This window comes from Pseudomonas sp. TE50-2, assembly GCF_040813665.1.
Classification (GTDB): domain Bacteria; phylum Pseudomonadota; class Gammaproteobacteria; order Pseudomonadales; family Pseudomonadaceae; genus Aquipseudomonas; species Aquipseudomonas soli.
In genome coordinates, this window is the sequence record NZ_JBFNXN010000001.1 from 5869924 (window position 1) to 5889098 (window position 19175).

Genomic DNA, 19175 nt, shown 5'->3' on the forward strand with positions numbered 1-19175 from the left:
CAACCTAATCAAGAAACGAATACAGAGACAAGAATAAGTTAAAAGAAATGACATTCAAAAGACGAAAGACCATCATCCAAGATCGATTCAAAGATTCCAAGATCAAGTGCGATCCAGCACACCCAACATACGAAAACATTCTAGAAGCACTGTACGCTCTTACGTATATGAACCCAGGCAATCTAAAAAAACCCAGGGGTTTCCATATCCGAACTCGTTTCACTGACTCGATGAATTTATCGGAGTACAGCGCACACATTCGAAACTTCTTCGTACAAAAGTCTAGCTACAACCCACCACGAATTACTGTATGCGAAACTGACAACACGGGCGTGCACCATCACCATGCATTGGTGATAGATGACAGCAAGGATAGAATTTACAGTTTGCACCACCTTCACGCTGAACTAAAAAAATCGGGCAGGCTGGCGGATTACTCGATAATCCCGCCAACCCACGACCGGCATGGTAACTGTCTAATCACGCGGCACGAACAAGATCGCTACTTCGAATGGATGAGCTACATTGCCAAGACCAGGTCCAAATTGTGTAGACACCAAATGTGGAGTGGAAGCCGGTCAGTTACATCTTCATTATCTCAATGGCGGGCGGATGGAAAGCCGAAACTTAATCCACCCACCAATGAAAATAGCCCAGCAAGCAGCACCGCGTGCGATTTGAGCGACTTTATAGGGCTACCCATGGCACCCCGCTCCAGAACACCACCAGGGCGCCTACAGAGCCGTTTAAAACGTCAAGTCCTGTGGCGTAAGCACAATACTGAAACTGCTATGGTTGGAATACTCACCAGGTGACATTTCTTGCACTTCTGGAAGAGCTCCGATGTTCTTTACTGCATTGACGACGGACTGATCGTAGGCATGATCGCCACTGGCCTTCTCTACAGCCACCGTTCGAATTGTGCCGTCTGGCAACATAGAAATTCGTAGTTTCACGGAAAGACCGAGTCGAGCAGACGGCGGACGTGCCCAGCCTTCTGCTGCTCGTGCCTTGATCAATTCATCGAAATGGCTGGCGACATCAACACCACGGGATATCTGGGGTACAACCCCTTTCATCGCAACATGCGGGGAAAAAGCTAGGCAGTTAACCAGATACGCGCCTAGTCCAAACTCAGCACGTCTGCACTGAAAGTACATATTCGCCCCAGGCTTCACCTGCGAAGCAAACTCCAAACTGCTTTGCATGCCAGTCATCACGTACTGATCGTTCTTCTGTTCCCATGGCCCAGCCTGAAAGCGTTCCAGAACTACAGTGACTGCACGCGGTGTCCCAGCCCCAACTACGAAGTATGTTCCCATGTTGTCTACCAAAACCTTATCTACGCGACCGTAGTAGATCTTTGGTGCCCCGTACTTGAGCCGGGCAGCAGCTTGGTTGAGTCGCCACTCATCAGCAACCAGCCCAGCATTGGTTGCTGCTTTAAAATTCCACCCTGTGGAGGTAAGCATTTCTTGTAGACGGTCATTGAAAACCGAACCATCGCCGGACGTGAAACCTTGCGCATTTGCGGCTACGGAAACAAACGCCAGTACAGCAGCCATTTTGAATTTCATGACTCGTCCTTAAGTCCAATTACATACGTGGCTCAATCGTTTGCAAACGAAGCCGCTTGCTCATCGCAGGCACACCCCATAGGAACATGATCAAGGCGAGTAGAAGAATCGCAGAGCAGACCAGGACACCAACACCAGTAGCCTGCCTGATAGACCAGACAAGCCCGAACTCGAAAGCGCAAACCCCAGCGACCGCCGCAGTTGGTAGGCTGATGGCTGCCAGGAACAGAGCAACGTAGGTTTTCAAAGCACGACCTCATCAAGAGAAGGAGAAATTACCAGTATACTGTGAAGACGTTCCTACGACCATCCCGGACATTGACTGGCTTTTAGGCCGGAGTCAGGAACGTGGAGATCGGGGAAGCTTTCGGGAAGGTGTTGCGGCAGAAACGAAAGGAAGCCGGTCTGACGCAGGAGCAGCTATCCTACGAAGCCGACATCCAACGCAACTACGTCAGCCTGATCGAGCGCGGCATCCACCAGCCTACGATTGCGGTCCTATTCAAGCTTGCAGCCGCCTTAAACTGCTCCCCCTCCCAATTGATAGGTGAGGTGGAGGTGATCATGGACAACATCCACCCAAATTCTTAATCCTTCACAGGAAGCTACGCCTGCACTGGGCACACCAGTAGCTACAAGGCGGCTCGTCCAGCATTGTGGCTGTGGACGGTTACTCTGCGGGGCAATCTATATCCCCCATCTATCGCGATGTCATCACCACACGCCGTGCAACGGTAGATACCCAGGTGAGGAGCTGCCGTGCCTGGCCTATGGGTCGAATCAAAGGCTCCATGGGTTGAGTAGACAAGCAGCCCGCCGTTTTTTGTAAAGCGCCATACGTGTTCCTCGCTCAGTAATGACTAGGAAACGAGAGCCTATATTCAACACCTTCAGGTCTGGTGTCTAAAACGACCATTTTTGACACCACCAATCGATGCATAAATTGCAGGTGTCAAAATATAGGTATTTACTTTTTGACACCAACCCATAAAATGAACCCACGTTTATGACACCTAATGAGATACCGTTACCATGTCCCGAACATTTGCCTACTGCCGCGTTTCAACTACCGGCCAGACGACTGAAAACCAAGTGCAGGAAATCAAGACTGCTGGCTTCGATCTGCAATCCCAGCGGGTCATTGAAGAAACCATTTCTGGAAGCACTAGCACCAATGAGCGCAAGGGCTTCAACCTTTTGCTTGATCGTATGGAATCAGGTGACGTTCTAGTCGTCACAAAGCTAGATCGACTTGGTCGTAACGCCATTGATGTGCAATCGACAGTTGAGATGCTGGAACGCAGAGGTATCCGGGTTCACTGCCTCGCCTTGGGTGGCGTAGACCTAACCAGTGCAGCCGGAAAAATGACGATGGGGGTTCTTGCCGCTGTGGCACAATTCGAAAGAGATCTGCTCATTGAGCGCACTCAAGCAGGTTTGTCACGTGCTAAAAATGAAGGAAAGACGCTTGGTCGACCACCGAAGGCAGGTGCAGAACAAGTGAGGCGGCTCAAGGCTGATGGCAAATCACAAAGCGAAGTCGTGCGACTACTGGACGTTTCATTGTCAACAGTCAAACGCCTCTGGAATTAAGTGTTAACTCGACCTAGATCCATGGCACGCTCGTTTCTGATTGGATTTATCGTATTCTAGAACCGAGGAAGATCACGTGGATATAATCTATCTAACAATCACAAAAGATATCGCCCAGATTGCCTTTTGGCTTTTAGCAGGAGCATTAGCCATCCTTACCTATCGCCAAGCTCGACGTACAGTACTACAGCCTATCCGCACAGAGGTTTTCAAGGAACAATTGAAAGTCATGAGCGAGACTATGTCTCTCTTTGTCGGCAAAAGTGAACTCCCACTTAGAGACGACTTTAGTTTCTCTACGCTGTTTGATGCCAACGCCTGCTACCTTATGGACTCATACGTAGCAAGCATATTCGACATGAAATTTGATCCAGACCAAAGACCATACAGCCCAACCAACTGTCCAATGAAAATTCTCACAATGGATCCAGGGAACAATTCATCAAAGCTCAAAGACTCTACCGGATCACAAGAAGAGGTTTCCTACTCCCAGGTTTGGGTAGGCCATTGGGGTGACTACAAAATGGATCGGCTATTTATTAATAAGCAATACTGTGAAATGAATCAGAAAATCACAAGACTCTTGGAAAACCCTTTACTTCCAATAAAGCTGGTTGAACTGTTATCCGAATACTTGACCCAGGCTGCAAAAAATCAATACCTACTCATAGCGCTACTTGACCAAGAATCAAAGAGCCTACCTGCTAAATTCCCAGCTCTCCCAATAGATCACAAGGTATGGTCACGTGAACTTCATGGAAAATACATGCAGGCTTTCAATCATCTTAAACCCATCGCAGATGAAATCGTTAAATTTGTTCGCAGCTATTTTGAAGCCGACAATTTAAAACGACTTTAGCGGTATAAAAAGCAATCCTTGGCACCCCTTGTGCATATCTATGAGTAAACCGTTTGATACTGGCGCACTAAACCTACATCGAGCAATAGAGAAGTATACCCCTACCCCCGGCAGGGGTAGGTTTTTTGATGGTACCTACATGGCAACTAGCGGAATGAGTACTCGCACCCCTGGGTATATACAAATCGATTGCTGAAAACATACCTTAATTGGGCATAGGGTCTAGAATGGCAACGATTTTTCTGGGTCATGATCCTTAATCTCCAAAGTGTTTACGTTCAACAACTTTACCGATTTTCCGTCCTGATGGGTATAGACAGCATCCTTGTTAAATACGCCCGCCCGATGAGTTAACTCATACCCGTCACTGATTAGCTTATTCCTCACCGCGACAAGCTCTGCACCGCCATACGTATAATCCAGCTTGTAACCGCCCATTGTTCCTTCGGTCTCAAATCGCTTGGTTGAACCAAGCTCCTCCAAAAAGTCCTTAGCATCCTTTTGTGACTCCCTCAACTCGAATAACGCCATCTCCAGCAGCTTGTGCAGATGTACGTCAGATTCCGCCTCGACAACGAGGGTTAACGTCCTCGCTTCACCTTGTTTCATATAGTCTCCTAGACGTAAGGGGGGACGATTCAATCGTTAGCACTCGATCAATCAATGATATATGAACGAACACGATGGCCTAGATATGCGGTGGGCGAATTAGCCACATCCATAGACCACGCACAGTTCGTTGGTTCATGGTAATTTCCCTGCGTGGCAGCGAAAAATCATGGGTTTGACCTAGGCTGGACTTGTTCAGCCTACCCGGAGGATGGTGGACTGAGAGGTCCACCATCGTTTAAACATCAATCATCGGTGGCTTGCACCAAAAGTTTCCAGGTGTTGGCACCTTTCTTACCAGAGCAATTCGAGCAGGGCGGGAATTTCTCACATTCCCGGTTAATCACATCTTCAAATCCGCAGGTCTGGCACTTGTAGATGCCAGGATAGCTGGGTTTCGAACCGATGTTGTGAAGGGAGGCGAATCGGGTGGATTCGCCCTGGTGCAGGTTGGTAGTGTAATAATATTGCGCCATTTTTAGCCTTATTAGACAAGTTTTAGTCAGGCCATAGAATGGCCATCATACGATATGAGGCGCAGGAAAGGGGTTTTCAAGGTGTTGACGACTGCTTTGAGGCAGGATGAGCCGATGGCAAGGGCGCGAAGTGGCCGGGCCAGAATGAGTCTAAGAAGGGCCTTAAAATGCGCTTGGGTCTGTATGAAAAACCTTGGGACGAAGGTCAGGCAAGGCGAAAACAGCCGAGGAAGCGGTTTACGGGTTGCAAATGAGCATTCCGAGGCTTTTCAACGCAGCACCACCGAGTATCAAGGCTTTTCGTCCAGAGCCTAGATTGGTATACCACTGTGGAAACGAAACTCCTCATCTGAGCCTTCAATCAGCTCACGCTCCACCGCCCTTACCTTCTCTATCACCGCATCTACATCAGCCGCATCCCCGTAAAGGTAGGCTAGCTTCAGGTAGCCTTGAAAATGCCGTGCTTCGCTTTTCAGAAGGCCGTGATAGAACCGGCCAAGCTCTTCATCGAGATGTGGTACCAACGACTCGAAACGTTCGCAACTGCGGGCCTCAATGAAAGCCCCTACGACTAGCGTGTCCACCAGTTTGGCAGGCTCGTGGGCACGCACCACCCTTCGAAGTCCCGAGGCATAGCGTCCCGCCGAAACGGGACGGAGTGGAATGCCACGCCGCTTCATCAAGCGCAGCACCTGTTCATGATGCACAAGCTCTTCGCGGGCCAACCTCGACATCATGTTAATGAGATCGATGTGGGTGTTGTACTTGGCGATCAAGCTCAAGGCAGTGCTGGCAGCCTTGAACTCGCAGTTCTTATGGTCAATCAGCATCACCTCCTGCTGCTCAAGGGCAACCTGAACCCATGCATCAGGCGTTCGGCAGGCCAGGAAATCGTGAATTTCAGGCAGCATGATGGTTTCTCCGATTTCGTGGTTGCATTGCCGCCCTTTTCTCGCAATTCTTGTGATCGATCAGCAGGGTTTCCTGGTCGGCCAGTGCCGCCTCGATCCAGGCGTCAGGGGTGCGGCAACCCAGGAAGGCATCGATTTCAGGAATCAGGGACATGGTACTCACAATCGCAGGGGACATCGGCGGGACCGGCGATTATACCGGCGGCGCTGGCGAGCGCCAGTGACTATGCTTGATGCAGGTCAACCGGCGGCAGCCGCCGCGCCGTCTATAGTCAGGCATTGGTCGCCATCCGCGAAAGGAGTTCACGCCCATGCAAGCCGTGCGCAGCATCCTCGTCGTCCTCGACCCCGAGCACGCCCATAGCCGGGCCCTGACCCGGGCCAAACTGATTGCCGGGGTGACCGGTGCGCGCCTGCACCTGCTGATGTGCGACAAGAAGCAGGACCACAGCGCGCTGTTGAGCCTGCTAAGCAGCCAGTTGCATGACGATGGCTACGACAATGTCACCCATGAACAGAAGTGGAAGGACAGCCTGCACCAGTCGATCATCCATGTGCAGCAAGCGGAAGGCTGTGAACTGGTGATCAAGGAGCACCGCCCGGACAATCCCTTGCGCAAGGCACTGCTGACCCCCAGTGACTGGAAGCTGCTGCGCGAGTGCCCCTGCGCGGTACTGATGGTCAAGAGCGAACGCCCCTGGACCGGCGGCGTGATCCTGGCGGCGGTGGATGTGGGCAACCAGGACGAGGCCCATCGCCTGTTGCATGCCAGCATCATCGATCACGGCTATGACATCGCCAGCCTGGCCAAAGGCCAACTGCACGTGATCAGCGCCCATCCATCGCCGATGCTGTCGGCTTCCGACCCGGTCTACCAGCTCACGGAAACCATCGAAAAGCGTTATCGCGAAGCGTGCTCGGCGTTCCAGGCGGAATTCGATATTACCGATGACAGGCTGCATATCGCCGAAGGGCCGGCCGACGTACTGATCCCCTATACCGAGAAGAAACTCGACGCGGTGGTGACCATCGTCGGTACCGTGGCCCGCACCGGTATCTCCGGGGCGTTGATCGGCAACACGGCGGAAGTGGTCCTGGATGCGCTGGAAGGCGATGTGCTGGTGCTCAAGAGCGAAGAGGCCACGGCACACTTGGCTGAACAGGCACGTGGCTGAACCAGCGCCCCAAACAGGTGCAATGCCTCTAGAATAGGCTGCCTCCCCGTCACAGAAGCAGCACCATGGACATCGATCAGGCCCGCACCTTCCTGGAAATCGTCCGCTGCGGCAGCCTGGTCGCCGCCGCCGAACGCCTGTTCGTCTCGCAGACGGCGATCAGCGCCCGCGTGCAGCGCTTGGAGCAGCAACTGGGTTGCCAGCTGTTCGTGCGCAGCCGCAACGGCGCCAGCCTGACCGCCGATGGCGAGGCGTTCGTCAGCTATGCCAACCAGCTGGTGCAGACCTGGGAAGCGGCGCGCCGTGACCTGCCGCTGCCCCAGGGCTGCCAGCAGGTGCTGCATGTGGGCGCCGAGGTGAGCCTGGGCAACCCGATGCTGCTCGATTGGGTCAGCGCCCTGCACCAGGAACTGCCCAGCCATGCCATCCGCAGCGAGGTCAGCGATGGCGAAGCGCTGCTGCGCAAGGTGGAGATGGGCTTGCTCGACGCCGCGCTGGTCTACCAGCCGACCTATGGCCCCGGCCTGCAGGTCGAACAGTTGATGGAAGAGAAGCTGATCCGCGTGCGCCGGGTCGATGCGCCCGATCCCTACATCTACATCGACTGGGGCGAAGCGTTCCGCCGCCAGCATGATGCCGCCCTGCCCGACCTGTCGCGCCCGGCCCTGAGCTTCAACCTCGGGCCCCTGGCCCTGCAGTTTATTCTCGAGCACGGCGGCAGCGGCTATTTCCGCACCCGGGTGGTCCAGGCCTACCTGCAAAGCGGGGTGTTCGAGCGCGTGCCCCAGGCGCCGGAGTTCACCTACCCGACCTTCCTGGTGCATGCCCGCGAACGCGACAGCGAGGCATTGCAGCAGGCCTTCAGCGTGTTGCGCCGGCTGGTGGCCGCTGGCGAAAGCGACTGGTCACAGCGCTGGGACCCGGTGATCTGAGCCCTGCGCCGCGGCAGTGAGCAGGTGCCGCTTGAGGCCGGCGATCAGGTCGGTCTGGGTGATCACCCCCACCAGCTTTTCGTCGTCGAGCACCGGCAGGCAGTGCAGCCCCTGTTCACTGAGCAACGGCAACAGGCGCTCCAGCGGATGCTGGCTGCCGACACTGACCACCCGCCGGCTCATCACCTGCTCCAGGCGCACCACCTTGCGCCGGAACAGGCCCCGCCAGCTGAAACGCCCACGGGCCATGGCCGGGCCGACCAGGTCGCTGAGGCTGACGATCCCCACCAGGCGTCCCTCTTCCAGCACCGGCAGGGTCTTGAGGTGATGGCCGGACAACAGCTTCCAGGCCTGTTCGAGGGTGGTGCGCGGCGTTGCCCACTGCACGTCGCGGGACATCACCGAGCTGGCGGTGATGCCGCCCAGGCTGCGGTGCAGGGCGTGCTGCTCGGTGGCCAGGATGATCCGCTCCAGCTCGTCACGGGTGACATCGACGAACTCGCCGATCTCCTCCAGGGCCTGGTCCAGGTCCCCGGCACTGATGCCGACCCGCTCGCCCGGCAGCGGGTCGTGGGTGTGGTGCAAGTCGCGCCGCGGGATCGCGCCCTTGGGGTAGCGCACGCCGGTCAGACGGTTGTAGAGCACGGCCACGCCGACCAGGATCAGCGCATTCAGCATTACCGGCTCGAGCAGGTGGTCACCCATGGCCACCAACCCCGGATCGGCCAGCACCGCGCTGGCCGCCACGCCGCCACCGGGCGGGTGCAGGCAGCGCAGCAGGCACATTGCCAGGATGGCGATGCCCAACGCCGCCGCCGCGACCCACAGCCCATCGCCGAAGGCGTGGCGCATGGCCAGGCCTACGACAGCCGCCAGCGCGTAGCTGCCCAGCACGGGCCAGGGTTGGGCCAACGGACCGGAGTGCACGGCGAACACCAGCACCGCCGAGGCTGCGAGCGGGCCCAGCAGATGCAGGGCAATCGATGGCCCATAGGCCAGGCTGCAAAGATAGCCGGCGAGAAACAGGCCGAGCAGCGCGCCAAGACCTGCACGCAACCATTCTCGGGGAGGGATGTTCAGCGGCGCCGGGAGCAAGCGCTGCAAGCGGGATTCGGGACGCGAGGCAGACATCGAGGTGACTTGATCGTGTTCTTCTGATGGTAAAAAGAAAGCCCAGCGCGACCGGCCTGGGCCCTGTGTTGCGCAATGCAGTGGCGCAAGGGGGCTCCGTCCTTGGAGAGATGGAAACCGCAAGGTTTCGTGGCCGGCATTGTGCCGGGCGCAGGTGGCGCTGGGCCAATTCAAAAAACTGCGGCTGTACTGCAATTTTTTTGCAGGCTTGATCTGGTCCCCAGCAGAAGCGGCTTGGCTCAGCGGACCTTGCGCGGCAGCTCGATACTCACTCGCAACCCGCCCAGCGGGCTTTCCAGCAGTGCGATGCGTCCACCCCAGGCCTCGACGATGTCGCGCACGATGCCCAGCCCCAGGCCATGGCCATCGACCTGCTCGTCCAGCCGCGAGCCGCGTTCGAGCACCTGCAGGCGCTGCGCCTCAGGGATGCCCGGGCCATCGTCATCGACCCACAGCTGGTAACCCTCGGCGCTTGGGGCGATGCCCAGGCGCACCTCGCTGTCGGCCCATTTGCAGGCGTTGTCCAGCAGGTTGCCGAGCAGCTCCAGCAGATCCTCACGGTCCCAGGGCAGCAACAAGCCCGGAGGCACGTCGCGCTCGAGCAGCAGGCCTTCGCCATGAATCATCCCCAGCGTCGCCAGCAGCCCGGGCAGTTCGCCATCGCAATCGAACTGCGCGCCGGGCAAGGCATCGCCGGCCAGGCGCGCGCGGTTGAGTTCGCGGGCCAGGCGTTGCTGGATCTGCTCCAGTTGCTCGCGCATCTGCGCGCGCACCTCGGGCAACGCCTGCAGGCGTTCGCTGGCAGCCAGGCTGACAAGCACCGCCAGCGGCGTCTTCAAGGCGTGACCGAGGTTGCCCAGGGCATTGCGCGAACGGCGCAGGCTGTCTTCGGTATGGGTCAGCAGGTGGTTGATCTGGTCCACCAGCGGTTGCAGTTCGCTGGGCACTTCGGCGTCCAGTTGCGAGCGCTGACCCTGCTGCAACTGGGCGATCTGCTGGCGCGCCCGCTCCAGCGGGCGCAACGAGCGGGTGACGGTGAGGCGCTGCAGCACCAGGACCAATATCAACGCCACCAGCCCCAGGCCCAGGCCGATCTGTTGCATGCGCCGAAAGCCCTCGCGCACCGGCGAATAGTCCTGGGCCACGCTGATCGAGATGTCCTGGCCGAGCCGCCGGTAGTCCCCACGATAGGCCAGCAGTTGCTGGCCCTCGGGGCCCAGTTCGTGACCGTCGTCCAGGCCGGGCTTGCCGGGCTTGGGCATGTCCATGTCCCATAACGAACGGGAGCGCCAGGTACCCTGGTCGAAATCAATGCGGAAGTAGTAGCCCGAGAACGGCTGCTGGTAGGCTGCCGACAGCCGTCGCTCGTCCAACTGCAGGCCGGACGGGCCACGCACCAGCGCCACCAGCAGGTTTTCGCTCTCCTTGCGCAGGCCAGCTTCCAGGTAACGCTGCAGGCCCGCCTCGAACAGCCACAAGGTCAACTGCGCCAGGGCCAGCCCAACTACTACCAGTACCGCCACCAGGCCCAGGCTCAGGCGCGCCTGGATCGACTTCACGCGGCGCTCCCGGCATACACGTAGCCCTGACCGCGGCGGGTCTCGATCACGCTGCGCCCCAGTTTGCGCCGCAGGTGGTTGACGTGCACTTCCAGCACATTGGAATCACGCTCGGTTTCCCCGTCGTAAAGGTGCTCGGCCAGGTGGCTCTTGGACAGCACCTGCCCCGGATGCAGCATGAAATAGCGCAACAGGCGGAACTCGGCGGCGGTGAGCTGGACATCGACACCCTCACGGCTCACGCACTGGCGGGACTCGTCCAGGTGCAGGCCGGCCGCTTCCAGTTTCGGCTGGTTGGCCAGCCCCTTGGCCCGGCGCAACAGGGCCTGGATGCGCAGTTGCAGCTCCTCGGGGTGGAAGGGCTTGCTCAGATAGTCGTCGGCCCCGGCCTTGAGACCTTCGATACGCTCGGCCCAGGAGCCACGGGCGGTGAGGATCAGCACCGGGGTGGCCAGGCCGCTCGCGCGCCATTGCCCCAGCACTTCGAGCCCCGGCAGCCCGGGCAGGCCCAGGTCGAGGATGATCAGGTCGTAGGGTTCGCTCTGGCCCTGGTACACCGCATCGCGGCCATCGGCCAGCCAGTCCACGGCATAACCCTGGCGCTGCAGGGTGGCGGTCAGTTCATCGGCCAGTGGGACATTGTCCTCGACAAGCAGCAGGCGCATTCAGTCGTCTTCCTCGTCTTTGAGCAGCGCGCCGGTGCGGGCGTCGAGCTTGATCTCGCGCACCACCCCCGCCGGGGTCAGCAGTTCGACCTCGTACTCGTAGCGCTCGTGCTTCTCTTCCAGTTCCGCCTCCAGCAGCCGTGCCCCGGGGTAACGCCCCAGGGCGGCTTCGAGCAATTGCTCCAGCGGCAGGATGATGCCCTTTTGCCGAAGCTCCAGGGCTTCATCCTGGTCCAGGTCGCGCGCGGCGGCCAGCGAACAGACGGTCAACAGGGCCAAGGCCAGGTAGCGTGCCGTTCGCGGTAGTGCAGGCATCAGTTGTCTCGCTCGTCCTTCAGGACTTCACCGGTCTTGGCATCCAGGGCCACGTCCCATTCGACGTTCTGGGCATCACGCAGGTCGACCTTGTAGATGTAACGGCCGTACTCGTCCTCGAGCTCCGAGTCGGTCACGGTGGCGCCGGGGTGCTTGGCCACGGCGGCGGCCTTCAGCTCGTCCAGCGACTTGATGGTCTTGGCGTTCACCAGCTTGACCACTTCATCGGGCTGCACATCCTTGGCGAAGGCGGCATTGGCACCGAAAGCGAGGGCGGCGGCGGTGAACAGGGCAGTCAAAGTTTTCATGAGGTTCTCTCCAGCGAGATGTGCAATTTGTCTACGGGGTTAAGATTAACCACCGGTCCTTAACTCAACCTGAAAACAGCTGGCCGCATGATAGCGCAGCTTGCGGCCTTGTCGCGGCCACGTGGGGCGGTGATGGCATCGCCGCCTCGCAATAAAGCCCTATACTGCCCGCCTGCCCTGCCCGAGACCCCGCCATGAGCGCCATCCACATCAAGTACCCCGCCCTGACCTTCAAGGCCGGCCAGCGCGCCTTGCGGCAGATTCGCGAGCGCGGCCTGCTGGCCGCCGATGTCGGCGTGCTGCCGGGCGCCGCCGGTGGCCCCAAGCCCTTGGGAATCCAGGGGCTGGACCTGGCGCTGTTCGGTGAATGGCTGCCGACGGCACCACGGCAACGGGCATTGATCGGCGCCTCGATCGGCTCCTGGCGTTTCGCCAGTGCCTGCCTCGACGACCCGGTGGCCGGCATCCGCCGCCTGGGCGAGCTGTATACCGAGCAGGATTTCGCCAAGGGCGTGACCCCCAGGGAAATCAGCCAGAGCTGCCAACGCATGCTCGACGACCTGCTGCAGGGCCGCGATGGGCAGATCCTCGCCAACCCGCACTATCGCCTGAACATCCTGGTGGTGAAGAGCCACGGCCAGCTCGCCCACGACCACCGTGGCCGCCTGGGCGTGGGGCTGGGCTCGGTGATCGCCAGCAACCTGCTGGGCCGCTCGCGCCTGGCCCGGCACTTCGAGCGGGTGATCCTGCACGATGAACGTGCCGCGCCACCGCTGGAGGCACTCACCGATTTCCCCTCGCGCAACCTGCCGCTGGACCTGGCCAACCTGCGCCACGCCCTGCTCGCCTCGGGCTCGATCCCGATGGTCATGGAGGGTGTACGCGACATCCCCGGCGCGGGTGCCGGCACCTACCGCGACGGCGGCTTGCTCGACTACCATCTGGACCTGCCCTACCGCGGCGACGACCTGGTGCTCTACCCGCACTTCACCGACAAGGTGGTGCCCGGCTGGTTCGACAAGGCCCTGCCCTGGCGCAAGGGCGATGCCACGCGCCTGCAGAACGTATTGCTGATGACCCCGTCGCCGCAGTACCTGGCCACCCTGCCCTACGGCAAGTTGCCGGATCGCAACGACTTCAAGCGTTTCATGGGCGATGCGCCGAGCCGCAAGCGTTACTGGTACAAGGCCATCGCCGAAAGCCGGCGCCTGGGCGACGAACTGCTGGAGCTGATCGCCACCGGGCGGTTACAGGATCGGTTGCAAGCCTTGTAGCGGGCATGCTGGTAGACTGCGCGCATCGTTGATTCACACAGAGTTATGCCAGCGTGGAAATTTTCAAAGAGTTCACATTCGAATCGGCCCACCGCCTGCCCAACGTCCCTGCCGGCCACAAGTGCGGCCGCCTGCATGGCCATTCGTTCAAGGTCGCCCTGCACCTGACCGGCCCGCTCGATCCGCACACCGGCTGGATCCGCGACTTCTCCGAGATCAAGGCGATCTTCAAGCCGATCTACGAGCAGCTGGACCACAACTACCTGAACGATATTCCCGGGCTGGAAAACCCCACCAGCGAAGTGATCGCCAAGTGGATCTGGGACCAGGTCAAGCCGCTGCTGCCGGAACTGTCGAAGGTGCGCATCCACGAGACCTGCACCAGCGGGTGCGAGTACACCGGCGACTGATCGAGCATCTGCATGGGCCCTATCGCTTGCAAGCCAGCTCCCGCAGGTCTTGCGCACGTTCTTAAGACAGCGCGGAACCTGTGGGAGCTGGCTTGCCAGCGATGAGGGCAACGCTTATTTCTGATCTGCCGCCAAAGCATCACGCAAGAAGCTCGGGGCGATATAGCGCTGGTAATGCGCCTCGGAAAGCAAAAAGAATTCCCGATCGATGGCGTCGCGCAGTTGTGGCAGCTCCCAGTCGCGGAACTCCGGCAGCAAGGCCATCCCATAGGCCTCCAGGTCGCGAATCATCCGCGCCCCGCGGGCGATCAGCTGGTAGGCCCAGCAATATTCCGACTGCTGTGCCACATAGCGGATCGAACGCTGTTCGAGCTGCTCGCGCAAGCGCGCTTTGTCGAACACTTCCAGCTTGGCCATCATCACCTGCACCAGCAGTTGCTCCAGGCGCAGCCACACGGCGCGCTTCTGCTCGTCGTCGTAGCCGTTCCAGTGGATCACTTCGTGGTGAAAGCGCTTGCAGCCGCGGCACACCAGGTCTCCATACACTGTGGAGCAGAGGCCGACGCAAGGCGTCTTGATGGATTGGTTGGACATGTAAAAACAACGGCTTGGCGGTGGAACACGGCCCCATGTTAGCCCTTTGTCTAACCAGGGTCACCCGTTAAAGTCTTCTTCGCCGCCTTACTTTCGGCTAATTTTTGCCGTAGAATCACTCCGCCTTTTCAAGGCAACCATGTCCGTTGGAAGCTGTTTTCAAAGCGTCACGAGCACAGTTCATCCGGTAGAACGGCGTTGGCCCTGTCCATGCGAGCGCATGGCCACGGCCAACCCCTCATCAGCCTTCCGTTCTACAGGCGTAAAACTTTGAAAACAGCTTCTGTAAGGATTCTCTGCGACCCTGGCTTGCCGGCTCAAAAAGCCGTCTTCAGCGCATGGGTGCAGAAGAATGCTGGATGAGCGTCCCGGACTCCCTTTAGGGACCACTGATGAGGGTAATAACTGTGCTTGAAGCCTACCGCAAACATATCGAAGAGCGTGCCGCTCTGGGTATCGTGCCCCAGCCGCTGAACGCCGAACAAACTGCAGGCCTGGTCGAGCTGCTGAAAAACCCGCCGGCCGGCGAAGAAGCCTTCCTCGTAGACCTGATCACCAACCGCGTTCCGCCAGGAGTGGACGAAGCCGCCTACGTCAAGGCCGCTTTCCTCTCCGCTGTCGCCAAGGGTGAAGCCAAGTCGCCGCTGATCGACCGCAAGCACGCCACCGAGCTGCTGGGTACCATGCAGGGCGGCTACAACATCGAAACGCTGGTCGCGCTGCTGGACGACGCCGAACTGGGCGCCGTCGCGGCCGAACAGCTCAAGCACACCCTGCTGATGTTCGATGCCTTCCACGACGTGGCCGAAAAAGCCAAGGCTGGCAATGCCCACGCCAAGGCCGTGCTGGAATCCTGGGCTGCCGGCGAGTGGTTCACCTCGCGCCCGGCGATCGCCGACAAGTACACCCTGACCGTGTTCAAGGTGCCTGGCGAAACCAACACCGACGACCTGTCCCCTGCCCCGGACGCCTGGTCGCGCCCTGACATCCCGTTGCACGCCCTGGCCATGCTGAAGATGGCCCGCGACGGCATCGAGCCTTCGCAGCCTGGTTCGGTCGGCCCGCTGGCGCAGATCGAAGCGGTCAAGGCCAAGGGCTTCCCGGTCGCCTACGTCGGTGACGTGGTCGGTACCGGTTCCTCGCGTAAATCGGCCACCAACTCGGTGCTGTGGTTCTTCGGCGACGACATCCCGTATGTACCGAACAAGCGCGCCGGTGGTTTCTGCTTCGGCACCAAGATCGCCCCGATCTTCTACAACACCATGGAAGACGCCGGCGCCCTGCCGATCGAGTTCGACTGCACCAACCTGGGCATGGGCGACGTCATCGACGTCTACCCGTTCAAAGGTGAAGTGCGCCGCCACGACAGCGACGAACTGGTCACCAGCTTCGAGCTGAAGACCGAAGTGTTGCTCGACGAAGTCCGCGCTGGCGGTCGTATCCCGCTGATCGTCGGCCGTGGCCTGACCGAGAAAGCCCGTGCCGAGCTGGGCCTGGCCCCATCGGACCTGTTCAAGAAGCCAGAGCAACCTGCCGCTTCGACCAAGGGCTTCACCCTGGCGCAGAAGATGGTCGGCCGCGCCTGCGGTCTGCCGGAAGGCCAGGGCGTGCGCCCAGGTGCCTACTGCGAGCCGAAGATGACCACCGTCGGCTCCCAGGACACCACTGGCCCGATGACCCGCGACGAGCTGAAAGACCTGGCGTGCCTGGGCTTCTCCGCCGACCTGGTAATGCAGTCGTTCTGCCACACCGCGGCCTATCCGAAACCGATCGACGTCACCACCCACCACACCCTGCCAGACTTCATCCGCACCCGTGGCGGCGTGTCGCTGCGCCCGGGCGACGGCATCATCCACAGCTGGCTGAACCGCATGCTGATGCCTGACACCGTCGGCACCGGTGGCGACTCGCACACCCGCTTCCCGATCGGCATCTCGTTCCCGGCAGGCTCGGGCCTGGTGGCCTTCGCCGCCGCCACCGGCGTCATGCCGCTGGACATGCCAGAGTCGATCCTGGTGCGCTTCAAGGGCAAGCTGCAGCCTGGCATCACCCTGCGTGACCTGGTCCATGCCATCCCTTACTACGCTATCCAGAAAGGCCTGCTGACCGTCGAGAAGAAAGGCAAGAAGAACGCCTTCTCCGGCCGCATCCTGGAGATCGAAGGCCTCAACGACCTGACCGTCGAGCAAGCCTTCGAGCTGTCCGACGCCTCGGCCGAACGCTCCGCCGCCGGTTGCACCATCAAGCTGCCGGAAAAGGCCATCGCCGAGTACCTGCAGTCCAACATCACCCTGCTGCGCTGGATGATCGGCGAAGGCTACGGCGATGCCCGCACCCTGGAGCGCCGCGCCCAGGCCATGGAAGCCTGGCTGGCCAAGCCTGAGCTGCTGTCGGCCGACGCCGATGCCGAATACGCCGAAATCATCGAAATCGACCTGGCCGACGTCAAGGAGCCTGTGCTCTGCGCGCCGAACGACCCGGACGACGCCCGCCTGCTGTCCTCGGTACAGGGCGAGAAGATCGACGAAGTGTTCATCGGTTCGTGCATGACCAACATTGGTCACTTCCGCGCCGCCGGCAAGCTGCTGGACAAGGTCAAGGGCGGTATCCCGACCCGTCTGTGGCTGGCCCCGCCAACCAAGATGGACGCCCACCAGCTGACCGAAGAAGGCTACTACGGCATCTACGGCAAGGCCGGCGCGCGCATGGAAATGCCAGGCTGCTCGCTGTGCATGGGTAACCAGGCACGTGTGCAGACCGGTTCGACCGTGGTCTCCACCTCGACCCGTAACTTCCCGAACCGTCTGGGCGACGCCACCAACGTATACCTGGCCTCGGCCGAGCTGGCTGCTGTCGCTTCGATCATCGGCAAGCTGCCGACCGTCGAAGAGTACATGCAGTACGCCAAGGACATCGACAGCATGGCTGCCGACGTCTACCGCTACCTGAGCTTCGACCAGATCGCCGAGTTCCGCGAAGCCGCGGCCAACGCCAAGATCCCGGTGGTTCAGGCGTAAACAGCTGCAAGTGGTAAGTTGCAAGCGGTAAGAAGAAGCCCCGGTAGAGATACCGGGGCTTTTTTGTTTGAGCCGCCGGCCTCATCGCTGGCAAGCCAGCTCCCACTGGATCGCGCAGTGCTCAAGGTCTGCGCCAAACCTGTGGGAGCTGGCTTGCCAGCGATGAGGCCGCAACAGACAACATCAAATCACGAACAGATCGACAAACCTGTACACCGGCATGCCCTCCAGCCTCGCCTGGTCCTTGCACAACGCCACGATCTCCTCACAGCGCTGCCGCGCAAATCGCGTCGCCAGGTTCTCCCTGAACTTCGCCTCCAGCAAAGGCATCCCCTCCTCCCGCCGGCGCCGATGCCCGATCGGGTACTCCACCACCACCTGCGGCGTGTGCGAGCCATCCTTGAAGAACACCTGCACGCCATTGGCAATGGAACGCTTGTCGGCCTCCAGATACTCGCGGCTGAAGCGCGGCTCCTCGACGATCACCATCTTCTCGCGCAGGCGGTCGATGCTCGGGTGCGCGGCATGGAAGGCATCTTCGTAGTGCTCGGCCACCAGGTCACCGAATATCAACGGCACCGCCGTCATGTATTGCAGGCAGTGGTCGCGGTCCGCGGCGTTGGCCAGCGGCCCTTCCTTGGAAATGATGCGAATCGCCGATTCGTGGGTGGTGATGACGATGCGGTCTATCTCGTGCAGGCGGTTGCGCACCTGCGGGTGCAGGATCACCGCAGCTTCGCAGGCCGTCTGGGCATGAAATTCGGCGGGGAAGCTGATCTTGAACAGCACGTTTTCCATCACATAGCTGCCCAGCGGCTGCGGCAGGCGCAGTTCGCGCTGCGCCTCGGGCTTGAGCGCCAGGTCCTTGTTGGTGTGGCTGAACGACACGTCATAGAACCCCCACTGCCTGGCGGTCAGCGCACCGGGCACACCCATCTCGCCTCGCAGCGCGATATCGGCCAGGCGCACGCCACGACTGGAGGCATCCCCCGCCGCCCACGACTTGCGCGACCCGGCATTGGGCGCATGACGGTAGGTACGCAGGGCCTGGCCATCGACGAACGCGTGAGAGAGTGCTGACAACAATTGTTCGCGGCTGGCGCCCATGAGCTTGGCACACACTGCTGTCGAGGCGACCTTGACCAACAGCACATGGTCCAGGCCAACCCGGTTGAAGGAGTTTTCCAGCGCCAGCACGCCCTGGATCTCGTGGGCCATGACCATGGCATCGAGCACCTCGCGCATGGCCAGGGGCGCCTCGCCATTGGCCACGCGCTTTTGCGACAGGTGATCGGTGACCGCCAGGATGCCACCGAGGTTGTCCGAGGGATGGCCCCACTCTGCCGCCAGCCAGGTGTCGTTGTAGTCCAGCCAGCGGACGATGCAGCCGATGTCCCAGGCCGCCTTGACCGGGTCAAGGCGGTAGCTGGTGCCCGGCACGCGGGCGCCATGGGGGACGATCGTGCCTTCGACCAACGGGCCAAGATGCTTGGTACATTCCGGGAAGCGCAGGGCCAGCAGGCCGCAGCCCAGGGTGTCCATCAGGCAGTGACGGGCGGTGTTCAGCGCCTCGAAGGATTTGACGCGGTAGCCGAGCACATAGTCGGCGAGGGTCTGCAGGACCTGATCGTAGTCGGGACGGGTGTTGAATTCAGTATTGGCGCTCATTGGCGGCTCCTTTGCGACTGGGGCTGCTGCGCAGCCCATCGCCGGCAAGCCGGCTCCCACCCCGACCGCGCCGCACTCAAGCCAAGCGCTATCCCTGTGGGA

General features: G+C 60.0%; 18 protein-coding genes and 1 pseudogene. 8 read left to right on the forward strand and 11 right to left on the reverse strand.

Annotated features, from left to right (window positions below; all coding sequences use genetic code 11):
• Window positions 1-746: 746 nt before the first annotated feature.
• The gene (locus tag AAHK21_RS26640) at window positions 747-1577 is read right to left on the reverse strand and encodes a TonB family protein (protein WP_367858909.1); all 831 of its coding nucleotides are present in this window, start codon (window positions 1575-1577) and stop codon (window positions 747-749) included.
• Between the two features lie 348 nt (window positions 1578-1925).
• Between AAHK21_RS26640 and AAHK21_RS26645 the strand changes: the two genes are divergently transcribed.
• The 3 genes from AAHK21_RS26645 (at window position 1926) to AAHK21_RS26655 (ending at window position 4029) form a co-directional block, all read left to right on the forward strand.
• A complete protein-coding gene (locus AAHK21_RS26645) occupies window positions 1926-2168 on the forward strand; it encodes a helix-turn-helix domain-containing protein (protein ID WP_367858910.1) in 243 nt (80 codons plus the stop codon).
• Between the two features lie 441 nt (window positions 2169-2609).
• Window positions 2610-3170: a recombinase family protein gene (locus tag AAHK21_RS26650; RefSeq protein WP_367858911.1), complete on the forward strand. Its 561-nt coding sequence runs from the start codon at window positions 2610-2612 to the stop codon at window positions 3168-3170.
• Between the two features lie 76 nt (window positions 3171-3246).
• Window positions 3247-4029 (forward strand): hypothetical protein, encoded by a 783-nt coding sequence (locus AAHK21_RS26655; protein WP_367858912.1) that lies wholly within the window; start codon window positions 3247-3249, stop codon window positions 4027-4029.
• Window positions 4030-4251: 222 nt separating this feature from the next.
• Here the strand turns inward: AAHK21_RS26655 and AAHK21_RS26660 are convergent, their stop codons facing one another.
• The 3 genes and pseudogenes from AAHK21_RS26660 to miaE all read right to left on the reverse strand — a co-directional run.
• Window positions 4252-4638 (reverse strand): hypothetical protein, encoded by a 387-nt coding sequence (locus AAHK21_RS26660; protein ID WP_367858913.1) that lies wholly within the window; start codon window positions 4636-4638, stop codon window positions 4252-4254.
• A 787-nt stretch (window positions 4639-5425) separates the two neighbouring features.
• Window positions 5426-6025: a tRNA-(ms[2]io[6]A)-hydroxylase gene (locus AAHK21_RS26665; RefSeq protein WP_367858914.1), complete on the reverse strand. Its 600-nt coding sequence runs from the start codon at window positions 6023-6025 to the stop codon at window positions 5426-5428.
• Window positions 6026-6053: 28 nt separating this feature from the next.
• A pseudogene (miaE, locus tag AAHK21_RS26670) lies at window positions 6054-6179 on the reverse strand (tRNA isopentenyl-2-thiomethyl-A-37 hydroxylase MiaE); the annotation flags it as partial.
• 157 nt (window positions 6180-6336) lie between these two features.
• On the opposite strand from miaE, the gene AAHK21_RS26675 reads away from it, so the two are divergent.
• Window positions 6337-7200, forward strand: a complete 864-nt coding sequence (locus AAHK21_RS26675) for a universal stress protein (RefSeq protein ID WP_367858915.1) — start codon at window positions 6337-6339, stop codon at window positions 7198-7200.
• 65 nt (window positions 7201-7265) lie between these two features.
• Window positions 7266-8132 (forward strand): LysR family transcriptional regulator, encoded by an 867-nt coding sequence (locus AAHK21_RS26680; RefSeq protein ID WP_046854993.1) that lies wholly within the window; start codon window positions 7266-7268, stop codon window positions 8130-8132.
• Here AAHK21_RS26680 and AAHK21_RS26685 read toward each other — a convergent pair.
• From AAHK21_RS26685 to AAHK21_RS26705, 5 genes are all read right to left on the reverse strand, one after another.
• A complete protein-coding gene (locus AAHK21_RS26685; protein ID WP_367858916.1) occupies window positions 8106-9263 on the reverse strand; it encodes an HPP family protein in 1158 nt (385 codons plus the stop codon). The genes AAHK21_RS26680 and AAHK21_RS26685 overlap by 27 nt on opposite strands.
• Window positions 9264-9502: 239 nt before the next feature.
• Window positions 9503-10822 (reverse strand): sensor histidine kinase, encoded by a 1320-nt coding sequence (locus tag AAHK21_RS26690; RefSeq protein ID WP_367858917.1) that lies wholly within the window; start codon window positions 10820-10822, stop codon window positions 9503-9505.
• Window positions 10819-11487, reverse strand: a complete 669-nt coding sequence (locus AAHK21_RS26695) for a response regulator transcription factor (protein ID WP_102683274.1) — start codon at window positions 11485-11487, stop codon at window positions 10819-10821. The genes AAHK21_RS26690 and AAHK21_RS26695 overlap by 4 nt, the downstream gene beginning before the upstream one ends.
• A complete protein-coding gene (locus AAHK21_RS26700) occupies window positions 11488-11802 on the reverse strand; it encodes a PepSY domain-containing protein (RefSeq protein WP_023632694.1) in 315 nt (104 codons plus the stop codon). It lies immediately after the preceding gene.
• Window positions 11802-12110: a PepSY domain-containing protein gene (locus AAHK21_RS26705; protein ID WP_046854989.1), complete on the reverse strand. Its 309-nt coding sequence runs from the start codon at window positions 12108-12110 to the stop codon at window positions 11802-11804. Before AAHK21_RS26705 ends, AAHK21_RS26700 begins: the two co-directional genes overlap by 1 nt.
• Before the next feature lie 194 nt (window positions 12111-12304).
• Between AAHK21_RS26705 and AAHK21_RS26710 the strand changes: the two genes are divergently transcribed.
• Together AAHK21_RS26710 and queD are read left to right on the forward strand one after the other, a co-directional pair.
• Window positions 12305-13384 (forward strand): patatin-like phospholipase family protein, encoded by a 1080-nt coding sequence (locus AAHK21_RS26710; protein ID WP_367858918.1) that lies wholly within the window; start codon window positions 12305-12307, stop codon window positions 13382-13384.
• A gap of 53 nt (window positions 13385-13437) precedes the next feature.
• Window positions 13438-13794: a 6-carboxytetrahydropterin synthase QueD gene (queD, locus tag AAHK21_RS26715; RefSeq protein WP_023630589.1), complete on the forward strand. Its 357-nt coding sequence runs from the start codon at window positions 13438-13440 to the stop codon at window positions 13792-13794.
• A gap of 114 nt (window positions 13795-13908) precedes the next feature.
• On the opposite strand, the gene AAHK21_RS26720 is transcribed toward queD, so the two are convergent.
• Window positions 13909-14388 carry a DUF1289 domain-containing protein gene (locus AAHK21_RS26720; RefSeq protein WP_046854916.1) on the reverse strand — a complete coding sequence of 160 codons (480 nt, stop codon included), beginning with the start codon at window positions 14386-14388 and terminating at the stop codon, window positions 13909-13911.
• Between the two features lie 407 nt (window positions 14389-14795).
• Here AAHK21_RS26720 and acnB point away from each other — a divergent pair, with 407 nt between their 5' ends.
• Complete coding sequence (gene acnB, locus AAHK21_RS26725; RefSeq protein ID WP_367859038.1) at window positions 14796-17405, forward strand: bifunctional aconitate hydratase 2/2-methylisocitrate dehydratase; 2610 nt, start codon at window positions 14796-14798, stop codon at window positions 17403-17405.
• Window positions 17406-17588: 183 nt separating this feature from the next.
• On the opposite strand, the gene prpD is transcribed toward acnB, so the two are convergent.
• Window positions 17589-19073 carry a 2-methylcitrate dehydratase gene (gene prpD, locus AAHK21_RS26730; protein WP_367858919.1) on the reverse strand — a complete coding sequence of 495 codons (1485 nt, stop codon included), beginning with the start codon at window positions 19071-19073 and terminating at the stop codon, window positions 17589-17591.
• Window positions 19074-19175: the final 102 nt, after the last annotated feature.

Coding starts and splice junctions, on each gene's coding strand:
- AAHK21_RS26640 (WP_367858909.1), bottom strand. CDS start 1,577: ATGAAATTCAAAATGGCTGCTGTACTGGCGTTTGTTTCCGTAGCCGCA.
- AAHK21_RS26650 (WP_367858911.1), top strand. CDS start 2,610: ATGTCCCGAACATTTGCCTACTGCCGCGTTTCAACTACCGGCCAGACG.
- AAHK21_RS26660 (WP_367858913.1), bottom strand. CDS start 4,638: ATGAAACAAGGTGAAGCGAGGACGTTAACCCTCGTTGTCGAGGCGGAA.
- AAHK21_RS26665 (WP_367858914.1), bottom strand. CDS start 6,025: ATGCTGCCTGAAATTCACGATTTCCTGGCCTGCCGAACGCCTGATGCA.
- AAHK21_RS26675 (WP_367858915.1), top strand. CDS start 6,337: ATGCAAGCCGTGCGCAGCATCCTCGTCGTCCTCGACCCCGAGCACGCC.
- AAHK21_RS26680 (WP_046854993.1), top strand. CDS start 7,266: ATGGACATCGATCAGGCCCGCACCTTCCTGGAAATCGTCCGCTGCGGC.
- AAHK21_RS26685 (WP_367858916.1), bottom strand. CDS start 9,263: ATGTCTGCCTCGCGTCCCGAATCCCGCTTGCAGCGCTTGCTCCCGGCG.
- AAHK21_RS26695 (WP_102683274.1), bottom strand. CDS start 11,487: ATGCGCCTGCTGCTTGTCGAGGACAATGTCCCACTGGCCGATGAACTG.
- AAHK21_RS26700 (WP_023632694.1), bottom strand. CDS start 11,802: ATGCCTGCACTACCGCGAACGGCACGCTACCTGGCCTTGGCCCTGTTG.
- AAHK21_RS26705 (WP_046854989.1), bottom strand. CDS start 12,110: ATGAAAACTTTGACTGCCCTGTTCACCGCCGCCGCCCTCGCTTTCGGT.
- AAHK21_RS26710 (WP_367858918.1), top strand. CDS start 12,305: ATGAGCGCCATCCACATCAAGTACCCCGCCCTGACCTTCAAGGCCGGC.
- AAHK21_RS26720 (WP_046854916.1), bottom strand. CDS start 14,388: ATGTCCAACCAATCCATCAAGACGCCTTGCGTCGGCCTCTGCTCCACA.
- prpD (WP_367858919.1), bottom strand. CDS start 19,073: ATGAGCGCCAATACTGAATTCAACACCCGTCCCGACTACGATCAGGTC.